The organism is Bradyrhizobium sp. MI1.7, from assembly GCF_055811795.1.
Genome location: NZ_JBVVPO010000023.1, coordinates 63,594 through 78,789, shown reverse-complemented (window position 1 = coordinate 78,789; position 15,196 = coordinate 63,594). Strand labels below are relative to the sequence as shown.

Annotated in this window: 17 protein-coding genes; 11 read left to right on the top strand and 6 right to left on the bottom strand. The window is 64.5% G+C overall.

From position 1 onward, the window contains the following. Nucleotides 1-73 precede the first annotated feature (73 nt). A complete protein-coding gene (locus tag AC0L3X_RS21675) occupies nucleotides 74-1,096 on the top strand; it encodes a methionine synthase (protein WP_354102220.1) in 1,023 nt (340 codons plus the stop codon). Beyond that, a complete protein-coding gene (locus AC0L3X_RS21670) occupies nucleotides 1,096-1,326 on the top strand; it encodes a hypothetical protein (RefSeq protein ID WP_063982454.1) in 231 nt (76 codons plus the stop codon). Before AC0L3X_RS21675 ends, AC0L3X_RS21670 begins: the two co-directional genes overlap by 1 nt. A 37-nt stretch (nucleotides 1,327-1,363) precedes the next feature. On the opposite strand, the gene AC0L3X_RS21665 is transcribed toward AC0L3X_RS21670, so the two are convergent. The 3 genes from AC0L3X_RS21665 to AC0L3X_RS21655 form a co-directional block, all read right to left on the bottom strand. Further along, complete coding sequence (locus tag AC0L3X_RS21665) at nucleotides 1,364-1,984, bottom strand: hypothetical protein (protein ID WP_135216894.1); 621 nt, start codon at nucleotides 1,982-1,984, stop codon at nucleotides 1,364-1,366. An 86-nt stretch (nucleotides 1,985-2,070) separates the two neighbouring features. Continuing rightward, entirely contained in the window at nucleotides 2,071-2,598 is a 528-nt protein-coding gene (gpt, locus tag AC0L3X_RS21660; RefSeq protein WP_028150009.1) for a xanthine phosphoribosyltransferase, read from the bottom strand. A 38-nt stretch (nucleotides 2,599-2,636) separates the two neighbouring features. Beyond that, nucleotides 2,637-3,374 carry a competence/damage-inducible protein A gene (locus tag AC0L3X_RS21655; RefSeq protein ID WP_166091725.1) on the bottom strand — a complete coding sequence of 246 codons (738 nt, stop codon included), beginning with the start codon at nucleotides 3,372-3,374 and terminating at the stop codon, nucleotides 2,637-2,639. A 277-nt stretch (nucleotides 3,375-3,651) separates the two neighbouring features. Here AC0L3X_RS21655 and AC0L3X_RS21650 point away from each other — a divergent pair, with 277 nt between their 5' ends. From AC0L3X_RS21650 to AC0L3X_RS21620, 7 genes are all read left to right on the top strand, one after another. After that, nucleotides 3,652-5,070: a circularly permuted type 2 ATP-grasp protein gene (locus AC0L3X_RS21650; protein WP_354102221.1), complete on the top strand. Its 1,419-nt coding sequence runs from the start codon at nucleotides 3,652-3,654 to the stop codon at nucleotides 5,068-5,070. 4 nt (nucleotides 5,071-5,074) lie between these two features. Next, complete coding sequence (locus AC0L3X_RS21645) at nucleotides 5,075-6,019, top strand: alpha-E domain-containing protein (RefSeq protein WP_028150006.1); 945 nt, start codon at nucleotides 5,075-5,077, stop codon at nucleotides 6,017-6,019. Nucleotides 6,020-6,188: 169 nt separating this feature from the next. Continuing rightward, a complete protein-coding gene (locus tag AC0L3X_RS21640) occupies nucleotides 6,189-7,037 on the top strand; it encodes a transglutaminase family protein (protein ID WP_283016950.1) in 849 nt (282 codons plus the stop codon). A gap of 150 nt (nucleotides 7,038-7,187) precedes the next feature. Further along, complete coding sequence (locus AC0L3X_RS21635; RefSeq protein WP_473316732.1) at nucleotides 7,188-8,387, top strand: acyl-CoA dehydrogenase family protein; 1,200 nt, start codon at nucleotides 7,188-7,190, stop codon at nucleotides 8,385-8,387. Nucleotides 8,388-8,441: 54 nt separating this feature from the next. Further along, nucleotides 8,442-8,849, top strand: coding sequence for a carboxymuconolactone decarboxylase family protein (locus AC0L3X_RS21630; RefSeq protein WP_283016952.1), 408 nt, complete (start codon nucleotides 8,442-8,444; stop codon nucleotides 8,847-8,849). A 114-nt stretch (nucleotides 8,850-8,963) separates the two neighbouring features. Then, nucleotides 8,964-9,722: a proteasome-type protease gene (locus AC0L3X_RS21625; protein WP_283016953.1), complete on the top strand. Its 759-nt coding sequence runs from the start codon at nucleotides 8,964-8,966 to the stop codon at nucleotides 9,720-9,722. A gap of 33 nt (nucleotides 9,723-9,755) precedes the next feature. Continuing rightward, on the top strand, nucleotides 9,756-10,514 hold the full coding sequence (locus AC0L3X_RS21620; protein ID WP_028150002.1) for an SDR family oxidoreductase: 759 nt from the start codon (nucleotides 9,756-9,758) through the stop codon (nucleotides 10,512-10,514). Nucleotides 10,515-10,724: 210 nt separating this feature from the next. Here the strand turns inward: AC0L3X_RS21620 and AC0L3X_RS21615 are convergent, their stop codons facing one another. Continuing rightward, nucleotides 10,725-11,963: an MFS transporter gene (locus AC0L3X_RS21615; RefSeq protein WP_283016954.1), complete on the bottom strand. Its 1,239-nt coding sequence runs from the start codon at nucleotides 11,961-11,963 to the stop codon at nucleotides 10,725-10,727. 160 nt (nucleotides 11,964-12,123) lie between these two features. Between AC0L3X_RS21615 and AC0L3X_RS21610 the strand changes: the two genes are divergently transcribed. Continuing rightward, nucleotides 12,124-13,374, top strand: coding sequence for a NupC/NupG family nucleoside CNT transporter (locus AC0L3X_RS21610; RefSeq protein WP_283016955.1), 1,251 nt, complete (start codon nucleotides 12,124-12,126; stop codon nucleotides 13,372-13,374). A gap of 133 nt (nucleotides 13,375-13,507) precedes the next feature. Here AC0L3X_RS21610 and AC0L3X_RS21605 read toward each other — a convergent pair whose 3' ends face one another. Together AC0L3X_RS21605 and AC0L3X_RS21600 are read right to left on the bottom strand one after the other, a co-directional pair. Further along, nucleotides 13,508-14,047, bottom strand: a complete 540-nt coding sequence (locus AC0L3X_RS21605) for a cupin domain-containing protein (RefSeq protein WP_283016956.1) — start codon at nucleotides 14,045-14,047, stop codon at nucleotides 13,508-13,510. Between the two features lie 160 nt (nucleotides 14,048-14,207). Next, nucleotides 14,208-14,495 carry an usg protein gene (locus AC0L3X_RS21600; protein ID WP_014494242.1) on the bottom strand — a complete coding sequence of 96 codons (288 nt, stop codon included), beginning with the start codon at nucleotides 14,493-14,495 and terminating at the stop codon, nucleotides 14,208-14,210. A gap of 378 nt (nucleotides 14,496-14,873) precedes the next feature. Here AC0L3X_RS21600 and AC0L3X_RS21595 point away from each other — a divergent pair, with 378 nt between their 5' ends. Further along, nucleotides 14,874-15,188, top strand: a complete 315-nt coding sequence (locus AC0L3X_RS21595) for a co-chaperone GroES (RefSeq protein WP_008139213.1) — start codon at nucleotides 14,874-14,876, stop codon at nucleotides 15,186-15,188. The last annotated feature ends 8 nt before the right edge of the window (nucleotides 15,189-15,196 follow it).

Sequence of the window (15,196 nt, the reverse complement as noted above, 5' to 3'; positions counted from 1 at the left end):
CTTTTGTTGTTCTGTACCTTGACGTTAAGACATGGCAGGAAGGGGCGCAACACAACCTGCCGGGAGAGCCGCCATGCTGTTTCCAACCACGATCGCCGGCTCCTTGCCGAAGCCGGAATGGCTCGCCGAGCCGAACATGCTCTGGGCACCCTGGAAGTCGCAAGGCGCCGAGCTACTCCGCGCCAAGCGCGACGCGACGATGCTTGCCGTCAAGGTCCAGGAGGATGCCGGCATCGACATCGTCACGGAGGGCGAGCAGGCCCGCCAGCATTTCGTGCACGGCTTCCTGGAGAAGATCGACGGCATCGATTTCGCCCACAAGGTCGAGATGGGCATCCGCAAGGACCGCTACAAGGCGATGGTGCCGCAGGTGGTCGCGCCGCTTCAGCTCAAAGGTCGTGTTCATGCCGACGAGGCGCGCGTGGCGCGCACGCACACGAAGAAGAAGCTGAAGTTCACCCTGCCCGGCCCGATGACCATCATCGACACGATTGCGGACCGCTACTACGGTGATCGCGTCAAGATGGCCTTTGCCTTCGCCGATCTCCTCAACGAGGAAGCCAAGGCATTGCAGGCCGACGGCGTCGATCTCGTGCAGTTCGACGAGCCCGCCTTCAACGTCTACATGGACGAGGTCAACGACTGGGGCATCAAGGCGCTGGAGCGTGCCGCGCAGGGGCTGACCTGCGCCACCGCCGTGCACATCTGCTACGGCTACGGCATCAAGGCCAACACAGACTGGAAGGAGACGCTCGGCGCGCAGTGGCGGCAGTACGAGCAGATCTTTCCGGCGATCGACGCGAGCCCGATCCAGCAGGTCGCGATCGAGTGCCGCAACTCGAAGGTGCCGCTCGACCTGCTCGCGCTGCTCAAGACCAAGATCGTGCAGGCCGGCGTGATCGACGTCGCCAGCGACACGGTGGAGACGGCCGAGGACGTCGTGCAGGTGATCGACGCGGTGTCGAAGTTCGTTCCCAAGGGCAACATCATCGCCACCACCAATTGCGGCATGGCGCCGATGCGGCGGGAGATCGCCGAGGCCAAGCTGATGGCGCTCGGCGCCGGTGCCGCGCTGGCGCGCGAGAAGCTGGGGTGATGGTGCTCCGAACGGCACTCGTCGTCACGGCTCTTGCGGGGATCACATTCGCTGCGCGCGCGGAGGATCGCTCGGTGCTGCTGAATTGCAAGGCCATGGTCGAGCGTGCGTCCAAGGATACGGGTACGGCAACCGAGGCCGAGCTCACCCGCTGCCGCCAGATCATGCGCGAATGGGCGCTGCGCGATGCGCGGACGACAGTGGATGAGCAGGGGCGGCCGCTGAAATAGCCACACGCTCGCTGCTTTCCCCCCCTTGCGGGGACGGTCAGGCGCGGTGCGCGCTGGGGTGCAATGTGACCTCATAGCCGGCGCTCATCGCGCGCAGCGTCGATGGCGGGGTCAGCAACTGCGCATCGTCAAGCTCTCGCGCGCCTTCAACATAACCCGCCGTCGACCACAACAGCGTCCCGCCCCGCATCAGCAGAAAGCTTTCCTCGCCCTGCTGCAGCATCGCGCCGTCTGGAAGCTGGTCGAGCGGCACCAGCAGCGCGTGAAGCCGCTTCTTGCCGTGATCGAGCCGCTCGTGGTGCAGCACCGTGTCGATATCGTGCATGCGAACGTCACGGACGCGGTTGCCCTTCTCCCACGCGGCCCGGAAGCGATTGGCGTCGTCACGGCGGCAGTAGAAGCAGGGGCGATGGCCGGCGGCGAGCGCGGTGGCCTCGTCGAGGAAGAACAGCTCGGTCCAGCTATGCGTCGTCATCACCTCGCGACGGCGGCCGCGGAATTCGCAAACACAGGTGAGCCAGGCCGGCGACGACCACCGCTTCTTGAGCAGCGTCCTGGTCGCGGGATCATGGATGATGCCGCGATTGCCGGTGAACAGGCCACGGTGCGGCGTGGCGATGATGTCGCCGGTCGGCGTGACACGGTTTTGCAGGGGCATGGCCACCTCCACCTGTCATTGCGAGCGAAGCGAGGCAATCCAGAAATGCGTCTGCGGAAATCGTCTGGCTTGCTTCGTCGCTTCCCTCACGCCGCGCCGTCGCGCAGCGGCGGGTGGTAGGACAGCGCGGTGTCCCAGGGGAAGAAGATCCAGGTGTCCTGCGAGACTTCCGTGATGAAGGTGTCGACCAGCGGGCGTCCCTTCGGCTTGGCGTAGACGGTGGCGAAATGCGCATCGGGCAGCATGTCGCGCACCAGCCTGCCGGTCTTGCCGGTGTCGACGAGGTCGTCGACGATCAACAGCCCTTTCCCCGTGCCGCCGCCGAGCTTCATCGCCGCCTCGGACATGCCCTTGAGGACCTGGAGCTCGCCCTGCTTGTCGTGGTCGTAGCTGGCGATGCAGACCGTATCGATGATGCGGACACCGAGCTCGCGCGCCACGATCGCGGCCGGCACCAGCCCGCCGCGGGTGATCGCGATGACGGCGTGGAACGGGCCGACCTCGTTGAGCCGCCAGGTCAGCGCCCGGCAGTCGCGGTGGAACTGGTCCCACGAAACAGGAAAGGCCTTGCCGGCCCGCTCCTGCGCGCTCAGTTCCGGTGCTTCGCCAGCCATTGTTGTCTCCTGCCAATCTTCATCCGGCAGCCATTCTGCTACCGGGTGATGTTCAATCCTGCCAGCATTTCCTTCACCGCCGCCATCGCCGCTGCCAGCTTGTCCGCGTCGCGCGAGCGCACCACCAGATTGGTGTTCGGCTTCTGATCTTCGTCCATGAACGGATAGCTGCCGATGATGGTGTCGGGATGGGCGGCGGCGATCGCGCGCAGCGGGCTGCCGATGTCACCTTCGCGCGCATTGGCGCGGACCGATTCGGAGAGCATACGCACGCCCGACTTCAGCTTGGGCGAGACGATGTCCATCATCGCCTGCATGATCGAGGGCACGCCGGCCATCACGATGACGTTGCCGATCTTGAAGCCGGGGGCGAGGATGGTCGCGCTCTGGATCAGCTCGGCGCCATCGGGGATGCGGGCCATGCGCAGGCGGGCCTCGTTGAGGTCCTGCTCGCTCCAGCGCTCGCGGAAGCGGGCGACGACCTCCGGATGGTGGTCGATGCCGACGCCGAACGCCTTGGCGACGCTGTCGGCGGTGATGTCGTCATGGGTTGGCCCGATGCCGCCGGTGGTGAAGACATAGGCGTAGCGATGCCGCAGTGCATCCAACGCCGCGATGATGTCGTCCTCGTCGTCGGAGACGACCCGGACTTCCTTCAGGTCGATGCCGATATTGGTCAGGTATTCGGCGATGAAGCCGATATTCTTGTCCTTGGTGCGGCCGGACAGGATTTCATCCCCGATGACCAGAATGCCCGCCGTGACGATGTCGCTCATACCTTAAGTCCCTCACCTGTCGGCCCGACTTTGCCGAGGTAACGCGTTGAAGTCACGCGGTTTTGCTGCCGAAATAAGCAGTCCTCAGCCATTTTTTGAGGCACCCTCCCGGCTGTCCCCGGCAAATGCCACAACTCCATGCTTATCGCGCTGGCCCAGCCCTTGCTACCTCCTCAGAGTCATGCACTCTTGCCGCATGGCCAGGACGTTGCGGTCTTCACCAAGGCCTAGCGACCTGTCGAATGGCGCAACGCCTTGCGGAGACAAGTCGGGATCTATGGCAGTCGCGTTTGATGAAATGAACATTCCCGGCGGGGACCTTCGCCCCGCCTATCAGGAGCTGGCGCGCTGGCTCAAGGAGACGCCTCCCGAGGCGCTCGAATATCGCCGCCAGGAGGCCGAGCTCCTGTTCCGCCGCATCGGCATCACCTTTGCCGTCTATGGCGATTCCGAATCCACCGAGCGCCTGATCCCCTTCGACGTGATCCCGCGAATCATGTCCGGCAAGGAATGGGCGTTGCTGGAGAAGGGCCTGAAGCAGCGCGTGCGCGCGCTCAACATGTTCCTGCGCGACATCTATCACGGCCGCGACATCCTGCGCGCCGAGGTCGTGCCCGACGACCTGATCTTCCAGAACCCGGTGTTCCGCCCCGAGATGAACGGCCAGCAGGTGCCGCACGACGTCTACGTGCACATCGCCGGCATCGACATCGTCCGGATCGATGCCGAGGACTTCATCGTGCTGGAGGACAATGCCCGTACGCCGTCGGGTGTGTCCTACATGCTGGAAAACCGCGAGATCATGATGCGGTTGTTTCCGGACCTGTTCGCCCGCCACAGGGTGGCTCCGGTCGAACGCTATCCGGACGAACTGCTCTCCGCGCTGCGTTCGGTGGCGCCGCAAGGCGCCTCCGGCGAGCCGACCGTCGCCCTGCTCACGCCCGGCGTCTACAATTCGGCCTACTACGAGCACTCCTTCCTTGCCGACAAGCTCGGCATCGAACTGGTCGAAGGCCGCGATCTCATCGTCAAGAACAACGAAGTGTTCATGCGGACGACCGAGGGAGTGAAGCGGATCGACGTGATCTATCGCCGCGTCGACGACGATTTCATCGACCCCCTCACCTTCCGTCCCGACTCCGTGCTCGGCGTGCCCGGGCTGATGTCGGCCTATGCGGCCGGCAACATCACGCTCGCCAATGCGGTCGGCACCGGCATCGCCGACGACAAGGCGATCTACTCCTACATGCCGGACATCGTGAAATTCTATCTCGGCGAGGAGCCGATCCTGAAGAACGTGCCGACGTGGCGTTGCCGCGAGCCGAAGGACCTTGCCTATGTGCTCGACAATCTCGGCGAGCTCGTCGTGAAGGAGGTCCACGGCTCCGGCGGCTACGGCATGCTGATCGGCCCCGCCGCGACGAAAGCGACGATCGAGGCCTTCCGCGAAAAGCTCAAGCGCGAGCCGGAAGGTTTTATCGCGCAGCCGACGCTGGCGCTCTCGACCTGCCCGACCTGTACGGCAAGCGGCCTCGCGCCACGCCACGTTGACCTGCGCCCCTTCGTGCTCACCGGCAGCAAGAGCACCACGATCGTGCCCGGAGGGCTGACACGGGTCGCGCTCAAGGAAGGCTCCCTGGTGGTGAATTCGAGCCAGGGCGGCGGCACCAAAGACACCTGGATCCTGGACGAGTAGTCAGATGCTGTCGCGTACCGCCGAAAACCTCTACTGGCTCGCCCGCTATGTCGAACGGGCCGAATATCTCGCGCGCACCATCGATGCGACGCTGCGCGTCACCGCGCTTCCCGCCGCCTATATCGGCAAGACCAATGAATGGGACTCGGCGCTTCTCACCGCCGGCGTCGCCGCGAGCTTCTATCAGCAATACGAAGTCGCCAACGAGCACAACGTCGTCGACTACCTCTCGTTCTCGGCAAGCAATCCATCATCGATCAGGAACTGCATCGAGGCGGCGCGGCTGAACTCGCGCTCGGTGCGCACCGCGCTCACCAGCGAGATGTGGGACACCATCAACTCGGCCTGGATCGAACTCCAGGAGGTCTGGAGCAAGGGCACCTCCACGCGCGAGGATCTCGCCAAATTCCTGCGCTTCGTGCAGGAGACTTCGCTGCGCTTCGACGGCTCGGCCTACCGGACCATGCTGCGCAACGACGCCTACTGGTTCTCGCGGATGGGCGTGCATCTGGAGCGCGCCGACAACACCGCGCGCATCCTCGACGTGAAGTACCATGTGCTGCTGCCCGAGGAGGAGCATGTCGGCGGCCCGCTCGACTTCTATCAGTGGAGCTCGATCCTGCGCTCGGTCTCGGCGCTGACAGCCTATCACTGGGTCTATCGCGAGACGCTGAAGCCGTGGCTGATTGCGGACCTGCTCATCCTCAACGACACGCTGCCGCGCTCACTGGCAAGCTGCTACGGCAATCTCGTGCGCAACCTCGACCAGATCGGCGTCGCCTACGGCCGCCAGGGCCCCGCCCAGCGCCATGCCCGCGGCATCCGCAACCGGCTGGAACACAGCAATATGAACGACATTTTCCAGCACGGCGTGCATGAATTCATTCAGGAATTCATCACGGACAATTCCAGGCTGGGCGAAATCATCACGAAGCAGTATTTGATCTGATGTCCCCCGGCTGACGAAAACGGGATATCGTCATGGCCGGGCTTGTCCCGGCCATCCACGTTCTTGCTTTTGCGCGGCGAGGAAGATCGTGGATGGCCGGGACAAGCCCGGGCATGACGAGCTTCTTCGCAATAGGCAGCGGGTCTAACCACTAACTTCACGGTCCACCATGCGCCTGCGAATCCTGCACACCACGACCTATCGCTACGAGCCGCCGGCCACCAGCGTGATCCAGATCCTGCGCATGACGCCCGGCAGCCATGACGGGCAGTATGTGGCGGAGTGGCAGATCGACGTCTCGACTGACACCAAGCTCGACACCCATGAGGATGCCTTCGGCAACGTCACCCATGTGCTGTCCTGCGGACCCGTCGGCGACATCAAGATCACCGCCGAGGGCCTGATCGAGACCCACGACACCGGCGGCGTGCTGCGCGGCGCCGACGAGCGCTTTCCGGCCGGCATGTTCTTGCGCGCCACCGACCTCACCACCGTCAATCCGGCGATGACGGCGGTCGCGCGGCAGTTGCGCAGCGAGGCCGAGAGAGACACGCTCGGCTTCCTGCACACGCTGATGACGCAAATCAGCGATCACATGACCTTCGACGAGGATCCGACCAACAGCGGCACCTCGGCGGCCGAAGCGTTCACGCTCAAGCGCGGCGTCTGCCAGGACTACGCGCATATCTTCATCGCCTGCGCCCGCAGCGGCGGCGTGCCGGCGCGCTTCGTCTCCGGCCATTTCCTGCGCTCGGACGGCACGGTGCACCAGGATGCCGGCCATGCCTGGGCGGAAGCTTACGTCGACGGTCTCGGCTGGGTCGGCTTCGATCCCGCCAACTGCATCTGCACCACCGACGCCCATGTCCGCGTTGCGATCGGGCTCGACTATCTCGGCGCAGCCCCCGTGCGCGGCACCCGCTATGGCGGCGGTGCGGAGACGCTGACGGTGGCCGTGAAGGTCGAGCAGGCCGGCCGCGGCGGGCAATCGCAGTCGCAGTCACAGCGGCAAAGCTAGGCGCTGCGGTATCTCGTCACGAGGCATCTGCGGCGCAATCACGTCGCAGCGTTACAGCTGTAATCGACGACGGCCCGCGCTGAAACCGTCCCGTAGCGCCATCTCTTCAACCTCCGTTGTGATCCGTTTCCGCAACAGAGGTTGAGACAGATGCGGCTTCACGAAAAGAACAAGAAGCATTCCGTGCCCCTGCGCGATCCCCACCAAGACATGCTTGCGGGGATCCGGGAGTTGGCTCCCGAGATCAAGGCCCGCGCCGCGGAGATCGAAGCCGCACGCCGCGTCCCGTCCGACCTCGTGGAACGGCTGCGGTCGATCGGGCTCTTCCGGATGTTCGTTCCGCGCAGCCAAAGCGGGCTGGAGCTGGATTTTCCGGCCGGACTGGAGGTTATCAAGGCACTGACCCAGCTCGACGGCTCGATCGGCTGGATCTCGATTGTCGGCGGAGTCGGCAGCCTTTTCGCCGCCGCAGCACACCCTGAACTGTACCAGCAAATTTATAAGGACGGTCCGGACGTGGCGATCTGCGGCTCATCCCAACCGGGTGGAACGGCAGAGCGCGTGGCCGACGGCTATCGCGTCAAGGGCCGCTGGCCGTTCGCCAGCAGTTGCACCCACGCCGACTGGATCGGCGGGTTCTGCATCGTCACCGAAAATGGCAAGCCGGTCCCCGGCCCGCAAGGCAAGCCGCAGGTTCGCGTCGCTGTGCTGCCGGCGCGTGACTGGGAGATCGAGGACACCTGGCACGCGGCAGGGCTGAAGGGCACCGGCAGCCATCACATCACGCTACGGGAGACGCTGGTTCCCGAGACCCATGTCTTCGATGTCGAAGCTCCCCCTCGCATGTCGGGTCCGCTCTATCAGGCGTTGCGGCAATGGTTGCCATTGGTGCACGGCGCATTCTCGGTGGGTCTCGCCGAAGGCACTGTCGACGACTTGCTTGCGCTGGCCCATACCGGGAGGCAGCAATTGTATGCGGCCGTCCCGATGCGGGAGTCCGAGACCTTCCAGTACGAGCTCGGCCGGATTTCCGCCGACCTCCGGGCTGCGCAGGCCTTGCTCGAGGTGCAGATCGCCAGCCACTGGCGCCGCGCGATCGCCGGCACGCTGAGAGACGAAGACCTCATGATCGAGGGCGCCCGATCCGCGGTCTGGCTCGCCACGACCTGCGTCGGCATCGCGGATGCCTGTTTTGCGCTGGCCGGAAGCAGCGCGGTCTACGACAGCTCGCCGCTGCAGCGGCGCCTGCGCGACGTTCACGTCGGGGCGCAGCACGCCCATGCGCAGCAGCGGCAATATGTCGACGTCGGCAAGCTGGCCTTGCGCCGCTCGGCCGGGCATGCCGGCTGAGCGCTCGAGCCGTGCTACACTCGCGGGATCAGACCTGACCCCGCGAGGTACCCCATGGCGACCGTAAAGCTGCTTTCGGACGATGAACTCTCCGCCGAGGCGCGCGCCGTTTTCGACGATATCCGCAAGGTGCGGAAGTCGGACTTCGTCAACAATTTCTGGCGCGCGCTGGCGCATGATCCGAAGACGCTGCGGCGGACCTGGGAGAGCATCAAGGAGGTGATGGCACCCGGCGCGCTCGATCCCAAGATCAAGGAAATGCTCTATGTCGCGGTCTCGATCGCGCATGGCTGCAGCTACTGCATCCATTCGCACACCGCGGGCGCACGGGCCAAGGGCATGACCGAGGCCGAATATGGCGAGATGCTCGCCATCGTCGGCATGGCCGCGGAGACCAACCGGCTGGTCACGGCGCTCGGCGTCCCCGTCGACGAGGCGTTTCTCGTCGATGCCGCTGAATGAGCGGCAGAGACAACCGTTTCGCCGGAGAATGACGACCTCCCCCGGGGAATCGGGGGTTTCATGCCTCCCCGAAATTGGCTAGTAATTCCGCGCAAACGCGTTCGGGGACGGGAAATGACCTATTGTTGCGGAATCCTGGTTCGGGACGGTCTGGTGATGATCGCCGACACCCGAACCAATGCCGGGCTCGACAATGTCTCGACCTTCCGCAAGCTCCACATCTTCTCCAAACCCGGCGACCGCATCATGGCGATCGCCAGCGCCGGTAACCTCGCCATCAGCCAGTCGGTGCTGTCGACACTGACCGAAGGCCTGGAGGACCCCACCACGGGCGAGATCGAGACGCTGATGAACGCGCCGACCATGTTCCAGGCCGCCCAGCGCATCGGCCGGGCGATCCGGGCGGTGCACGCGACCGAAGGACCGGCGCTGAGATCCGAAGACGTCTCCTTCGACGTCTCCTTCCTGTTCGGAGGCCAGATCAAGGGCGCGCGCATGCGCCTGTTCATGGTCTACACCGCCGGCAATTTCATCGAGTGCACCACGGACACGCCCTACCTGCAGATCGGCGAGCACAAATACGGCAAGCCGGTGCTCGACCGCGCCATGCATTACGACGTCGAGCTCTACGAGGCGCTGAAGACCAGCCTGATCTCGATGGACTCGACCATGCGCTCCAATCTCGGCGTTGGGCTGCCGATCGACGTGCTGGTGGTGCGTGCAGACGCCTGTGATGCCGATCTCAACCACCGCATCGAGGCGGGCGAGCCCTATTTCCACGACCTGCGCTCGCGCTGGTCGGCGGCCTTGCGCGCGGCGCATCAGAACATTCCGCGGCCGCCCTACAAGAACGAAAAAGAACCAAAAACCTGACAGCCAACTTGAAGAGAGAAAAGGCAGGAAACGATGAGTGAAGCAAACAAGATCGCAGTGGTGACGGGCGCGGGCACTGGTGTCGGGCGCGCGGCGTCGCTGGCGTTGATGAACATCGGCTTCACCGTGGTGCTGGTCGGGCGCCGGCTCGACATGCTCGAGGAGACCGCGAAGCTCGGCCCCGCGGGCAAGAGCCTGTGCGTCACCGCGGACATGACCAAGCCGGACTCCATTGCCGCGCTGTTCGACAAGGTGAAGGCGACCTACGGCCGGCTCGACGTGCTGTTCAACAATGCCGGCATGGGCGCGCCGGCGGTGAACTTCGAGGATCTCAGCCTCGAGCAGTGGCAGGCGGTGGTGAACACCAACCTCACCGGCCCGTTCCTGTGCACCCAGCACGCCTTCCGCATCATGAAGGACCAGAGCCCGCGCGGCGGCCGCATCATCAACAACGGCTCGATCTCGGCGCACGCGCCGCGTCCGTTCTCGGCGGCCTATACCTCGACCAAGCACGCCATCACGGGCCTCACCAAGGCCTCCAACCTCGACGGCCGCATGTACGACATCGCGGTCGGCCAGGTCGACATCGGCAATGCCGCGACGCCCATGACCGATCGCATGGTCAACGGCCCCGGCGTGCTGCAGCCCGACGGCACCACCAAGCACGAGCCGCGCATGGACGCCAAGGCGGTCGGCGACGCCGTCGCCTACATGGCCGGCCTGCCGCTCGATGCCAACGTGCTGACCATGACGGTCATGGCGACCAAGATGCCGTTTGTCGGACGGGGCTGAACTAAAAAAGTGAAAAACAACCCCATGCACAGTAGGCGGCGTGGGGTTGCGACTTGCCTTTGGCAAACGCGGTGACGTCGGCTAAATCCCCGCGCTGCCTCCACAATCGTCATTGCGAGCGCAGCGAAGCAATCCAGGGTGTTTCCGCGGAGAGATTCTGGATTGCTTCGTCGCTTTGCTCCTCGCAACGACGGATGATAGAGCGGAGCCCTACTCCAAGCTCTCCACCTGCCGCAGCGCCGGAAACAGCTTCATCCACAGCAGCGCGACCGCGACGGTGCAGACGCCGCCGAGCACGGCCGCAGGCATCGCGCCGAGCAGCGCGGCTGCGACGCCGCTCTCGAACTGGCCGAGCTGGTTGGAGGCGTTGATGAAGAGGAAGTTCACCGCGCCGACCCGGCCGCGCATCTCGTCGGGGGTTGAGAGCTGCACCAGCGAGAAGCGGATCACGACGCTGATCGTGTCGGCGGCGCCCAGAACCGCGAGCGACAACACCGACAGCCACATCCACGACGACAGCGCGAACACGACCGTGGCGACGCCGAACACGATCACAGCCTGGAACATGCGCAGGCCCACATGCCGCGAGATGGCGTGACGCGCGAGCACCATGGTCATCAGCAGCGCACCGACCGCGGGCGCGGCGCGCAAGATCCCGAGCCCCATCGGGCCGGTCTGGAGGATGTCGCGGGCATAGATCGGCAACAGCGCGGTGACGCCGCCGAACAGCACGGCAAACAGATCGAGCGAGATGGTGCCGAGGATCGCCGGATTGCTGCGGATGAAGCGGACGCCGGCGAAGATGTTGTCGGCGTCCGTCCCCTCCTTGGAGACCGCCTGCGGGCGCGGCCGGATGAAGCCAGTCAAAATCATCCCGAGAATCCAGAACAGCAGCATCACGGCAAAGGCAAGATGCGGCGCGACCGCATAGGCAAAGCCGCCGAGCGCCGGACCCGTGATGGTCGCGACCTGCCCCGCGCCGCTCGCGACTGCGGTTGCGCGCTGGAGCGATCCCTGCGGCGCGATCAGCGGCAAGAGAGCCGCGGTGGTCGGGCTCTCGAAGGCGCCGGCAATGCCGAGCACGAAGGTCGCGATGAAGATCTGCACCTCGCTGACCAGGCCGAGATAGGTGATGATTGCGAGATAGAGCGCGGTGGCGGCTTCCACGAGCTGGCAGAGCTGGACCACGCGCTTGCGCTCGAAACGGTCGGCGGCGTGGCCGGCGACGAACACCAGAAGCGCGGTGGGCAGGAACTGCACGAGGCCGACCATGCCGAGATCGAAGGCCGAGCCGGTGAGATCATAGATCTGCCAGCCGATCGCGACCGCCGCGATCTGGCTGGAAAAGCGCGACAGGCTGCGCGAGAGCAGGAAGAACAGGAAAGCGCGGTGGGCGAGGAGCGCGCGGGCACTGACCGGCGGACTGGCTGATATTGGCTGCTCTGGCATCGCCTCTTGGGTCACCCTGGACCGTCCGCCCCCTGATGTCGACGTGCCCTCGCGTGACTGAGGCGCACCTGCTTGTCAACAGCGGGAGGTTCAGGTCATCTCCCGGCATTGCGTTTGCAACGCGGGCGCGACCATAATCATTGGGGGTTTTGGGGACACCATGCTGCGCTTGCAGTCGGCACTCGGCATTTTCGCATTGCTGTTGATCGCTTTCGCGTTGGCGGAGAATCGCCGCGCCGTATCGCTGCGGCAGGCGGCGATTGGCCTCATCGCGACCTTCGTCACCGCGGCTGTCCTCCTGAAAGTGCCCGTCGTCGCACGGGCTTTTGGGGCGATCAACGACGCTGTCGGCGCGATCTCCGCGGCCTCGCGCGCCGGCTCCTCCTTCGTGTTCGGCTATGTCGGGGGCGGTCCCCTGCCCTTCGACGCGAAGGTGCCGGGCGCCGATTTCATCCTGGCGTTCCAGGCGCTGCCGATCGTGCTGGTCATGAGCGTGCTGACGACGCTCTTGTTCTATTGGCGCGTGCTGCCGCCGGTCGTGCGTGGCATGGCCTGGCTGCTGGAGCGGACGCTGGGCGTCGGCGGCGCGGTCGGGCTCTCGACCGCGGCCAACATCTTCCTCGGCATGGTCGAGGCACCGCTGTTCGTGCGGCCGTATCTGGCGCAGATGACGCGCAGCGAATTGTTCCTGGTGATGACCGGCGGCATGGCCGGCATCGCCGGCACGGTGCTGGTGCTCTACGCGACGCTGCTGGCGCCGCTCATTCCCGATGCCGCCGCCCATTTCGTCATCGCCTCGGTGCTGGGCGCGCCGGCCGCGATCCTCGTCAGCCTGATCATGGTGCCGGAGACTTCCGACAAGCGCACCGGCGGCGCGCTGGAGGATCCTGAGATGGACGTCTCCGGCCCGATGGATGCGATCGTGAAGGGGACGAGCGCGGGGATCGAACTGCTGATCAACATCGTCGCCATGCTGCTGGTGCTGGTGGCGCTGGTCTATCTCGTCAACGCCATCCTCGGCCTGCTGCCCAATATCGGCGGCGCCGCGATCTCGCTGCAACGGCTGCTCGGCCTCGTGATGGCGCCGGTGTGCTGGCTGATGGGATTGCCCTGGGACCAGGCGGTGACCGCCGGCAGCCTGATGGGCACCAAGACCGTGCTCAACGAGCTGATCGCCTATGTCGACTTCTCGAAGCTGCCGCCCGATACGCTCGATCCGCGCTCGCGCTTGATCATGCTCTACGCAATGTGCGGCTTCGCCAATTTCGCCAGCCTCGGCATCATGATCGGCGGCTTAGGTGTGATGGCGCCGGGGCGGCGCGAGGAGATCAACGCGCTCGGGCTGAAATCGATCGTGTCGGGAACGCTGACGACGTGTTTGATGGGCGCGGTGGTGGGGGTGTTGAGTTAGGCTCTCTCCACCCGTCATTGCGAGCGAAGCGAAGCAATCCAGAATCTTTCCGCGGAGATAGTCTGGATTGCTTCGTCGCAAGGGCTCCTCGCAATGACGAGCGGAGAGACGTGCGCGCCCTTCCCGACTGCGTCTACGCCTTCAACTCCACCGTCCTGAACTCCGCCGGCAGGATCACCTCCAGCAGCTCCACGTCATCCGAATAATCCAGGATCATGTGCTTGATCTTCGGCGGCTGGGTCCAGGCGCTGCCTTCCTTCATCAAGGTCTCGCCCTGGCCGTCCATGTAGGTCTTCACCCAGCCCTTGAGCACGTAGACCATCTGGAATTCGACGTCGTGGAAGTGCAGCTTCGACACCTCGTTCGGATCGCAGGGTCCTTGCAGGCGGATCACGTGGGCTTGCGCGAGGCCGTGGCTGGCTTCGGCGATGCCGAGGTCGCGATACTTTGCGTAGGCGCGCAGGCCGTCGGCCTTGAAGTCTTCCTCGCGGTGATGGCTGATGGCGATGCGCTGCTTGGGACGGGCGGGCTTTTTCGGAGCGGCCTTCGCCGGTGTCGTGCGCGCCTTCGCCTTCACCGCCTTGCGCGCCGAGGATCGTGCCACGGCCTTGGCTCCGCTCCGCTTCTTCACCGCGGCCTGGGTTGCGCTGCGCGATTTTGTTTTCTTGGCCATGGGCCGCCTCCCTGTTGTTATGGGCGGAGGCTAGCACAGAACGAGATATCGTAGGGCGGGCAAAGCGAAAGCGTGCCCACCATTGCCAGATGCAATCGCGGAGAGATGGTGGGCACGGCGCGAGCGCGCCTTTGCCCACTCTACGATGCCGGCGCGCTGTTCAATGCAGCCGGAACACGCCATCCACGGCGCGCAGCTCGGCCGGCTTGATCAGCTTGGAATGCGCGACGGTCACCGAATGGAGCGGACCGTCGAGCTTCTCCTGCCAGAACGCCAGGAAATCCTTCAGCGCCGGAAATTTCGGAAACATGTCGTAGTTCTGCCAGACGTAGGTCTGGAGAAGCGAGGGATGATCGGGCATCCGATAGAGAATTTGCGCCGTCGTCAGCCCGTAACCCAAAAGCTGTTTCCGGAAATCTTCGGAAACGCCCCCACTCCGCAAGCCCATGCCAACCTCCTTTGCAGGAGCGCATTCAAAGGGCGGCTTGGTCGGTGTGCGCCTTACGAGCCACCCGGTACTGATGCGCTCACATGAGAGAAATGTGACGCAAACTGACAATCCATCTCAAGCCCAAAAGTTTAACAAGCTGTTGAAATTCAATGCTTTAGCAGCAGAGACGGCTCCGTGCTAATACGGTCACCGAGCGGGTTAACGATGGTAAAGAGATTCTGGCACCCGGGCCTTCAGAGTGCCGAATTTTCTGCTAGAAGCCCTTGCCCCCGCAAAATTCCTGTCCTATTTCAGCTTCGCCTGTGCTAGCACTCGCGGGCACAGACTGCTAACGCCAAAAAATTCCCATACCGTGCAACTACTTAGGAGGACTGCATGAAATTCCGTCCGCTTCACGACCGCGTCGTGGTCAAGCGTATCGACGCAGAAGAGAAGACCGCCGGCGGCATCATCATTCCCGACACTGCCAAGGAAAAGCCCTCGCAGGGCGAAGTCGTCGCCGTCGGCCCCGGTGGCCGCGACGAAGCTGGCAAGCTGATCCCGATCGACCTGAAGGTCGGCGACCGCGTGCTGTTCGGCAAGTGGTCCGGCACCGAGGTCAAGATCGACAACGTCGACCTGCTGATCATGAAGGAAAGCGACATCATGGGCGTCCTCGACGTCCCCGCTTCCAAGAAGAAGGCGGCCTAAGAGCCCCC

Excerpts from the sequence above, each read along its gene's own strand:
- AC0L3X_RS21675 (WP_354102220.1), top strand. The coding sequence starts at position 74 with ATGCTGTTTCCAACCACGATCGCCGGCTCCTTGCCGAAGCCGGAATGG.
- AC0L3X_RS21670 (WP_063982454.1), top strand. The coding sequence starts at position 1,096 with ATGGTGCTCCGAACGGCACTCGTCGTCACGGCTCTTGCGGGGATCACA.
- AC0L3X_RS21665 (WP_135216894.1), bottom strand. The coding sequence starts at position 1,984 with ATGCCCCTGCAAAACCGTGTCACGCCGACCGGCGACATCATCGCCACG.
- gpt (WP_028150009.1), bottom strand. The coding sequence starts at position 2,598 with ATGGCTGGCGAAGCACCGGAACTGAGCGCGCAGGAGCGGGCCGGCAAG.
- AC0L3X_RS21655 (WP_166091725.1), bottom strand. The coding sequence starts at position 3,374 with ATGAGCGACATCGTCACGGCGGGCATTCTGGTCATCGGGGATGAAATC.
- AC0L3X_RS21650 (WP_354102221.1), top strand. The coding sequence starts at position 3,652 with ATGGCAGTCGCGTTTGATGAAATGAACATTCCCGGCGGGGACCTTCGC.
- AC0L3X_RS21645 (WP_028150006.1), top strand. The coding sequence starts at position 5,075 with ATGCTGTCGCGTACCGCCGAAAACCTCTACTGGCTCGCCCGCTATGTC.
- AC0L3X_RS21640 (WP_283016950.1), top strand. The coding sequence starts at position 6,189 with ATGCGCCTGCGAATCCTGCACACCACGACCTATCGCTACGAGCCGCCG.
- AC0L3X_RS21635 (WP_473316732.1), top strand. The coding sequence starts at position 7,188 with ATGCGGCTTCACGAAAAGAACAAGAAGCATTCCGTGCCCCTGCGCGAT.
- AC0L3X_RS21630 (WP_283016952.1), top strand. The coding sequence starts at position 8,442 with ATGGCGACCGTAAAGCTGCTTTCGGACGATGAACTCTCCGCCGAGGCG.
- AC0L3X_RS21625 (WP_283016953.1), top strand. The coding sequence starts at position 8,964 with ATGACCTATTGTTGCGGAATCCTGGTTCGGGACGGTCTGGTGATGATC.
- AC0L3X_RS21620 (WP_028150002.1), top strand. The coding sequence starts at position 9,756 with ATGAGTGAAGCAAACAAGATCGCAGTGGTGACGGGCGCGGGCACTGGT.
- AC0L3X_RS21615 (WP_283016954.1), bottom strand. The coding sequence starts at position 11,963 with ATGCCAGAGCAGCCAATATCAGCCAGTCCGCCGGTCAGTGCCCGCGCG.
- AC0L3X_RS21610 (WP_283016955.1), top strand. The coding sequence starts at position 12,124 with ATGCTGCGCTTGCAGTCGGCACTCGGCATTTTCGCATTGCTGTTGATC.
- AC0L3X_RS21605 (WP_283016956.1), bottom strand. The coding sequence starts at position 14,047 with ATGGCCAAGAAAACAAAATCGCGCAGCGCAACCCAGGCCGCGGTGAAG.
- AC0L3X_RS21600 (WP_014494242.1), bottom strand. The coding sequence starts at position 14,495 with ATGGGCTTGCGGAGTGGGGGCGTTTCCGAAGATTTCCGGAAACAGCTT.
- AC0L3X_RS21595 (WP_008139213.1), top strand. The coding sequence starts at position 14,874 with ATGAAATTCCGTCCGCTTCACGACCGCGTCGTGGTCAAGCGTATCGAC.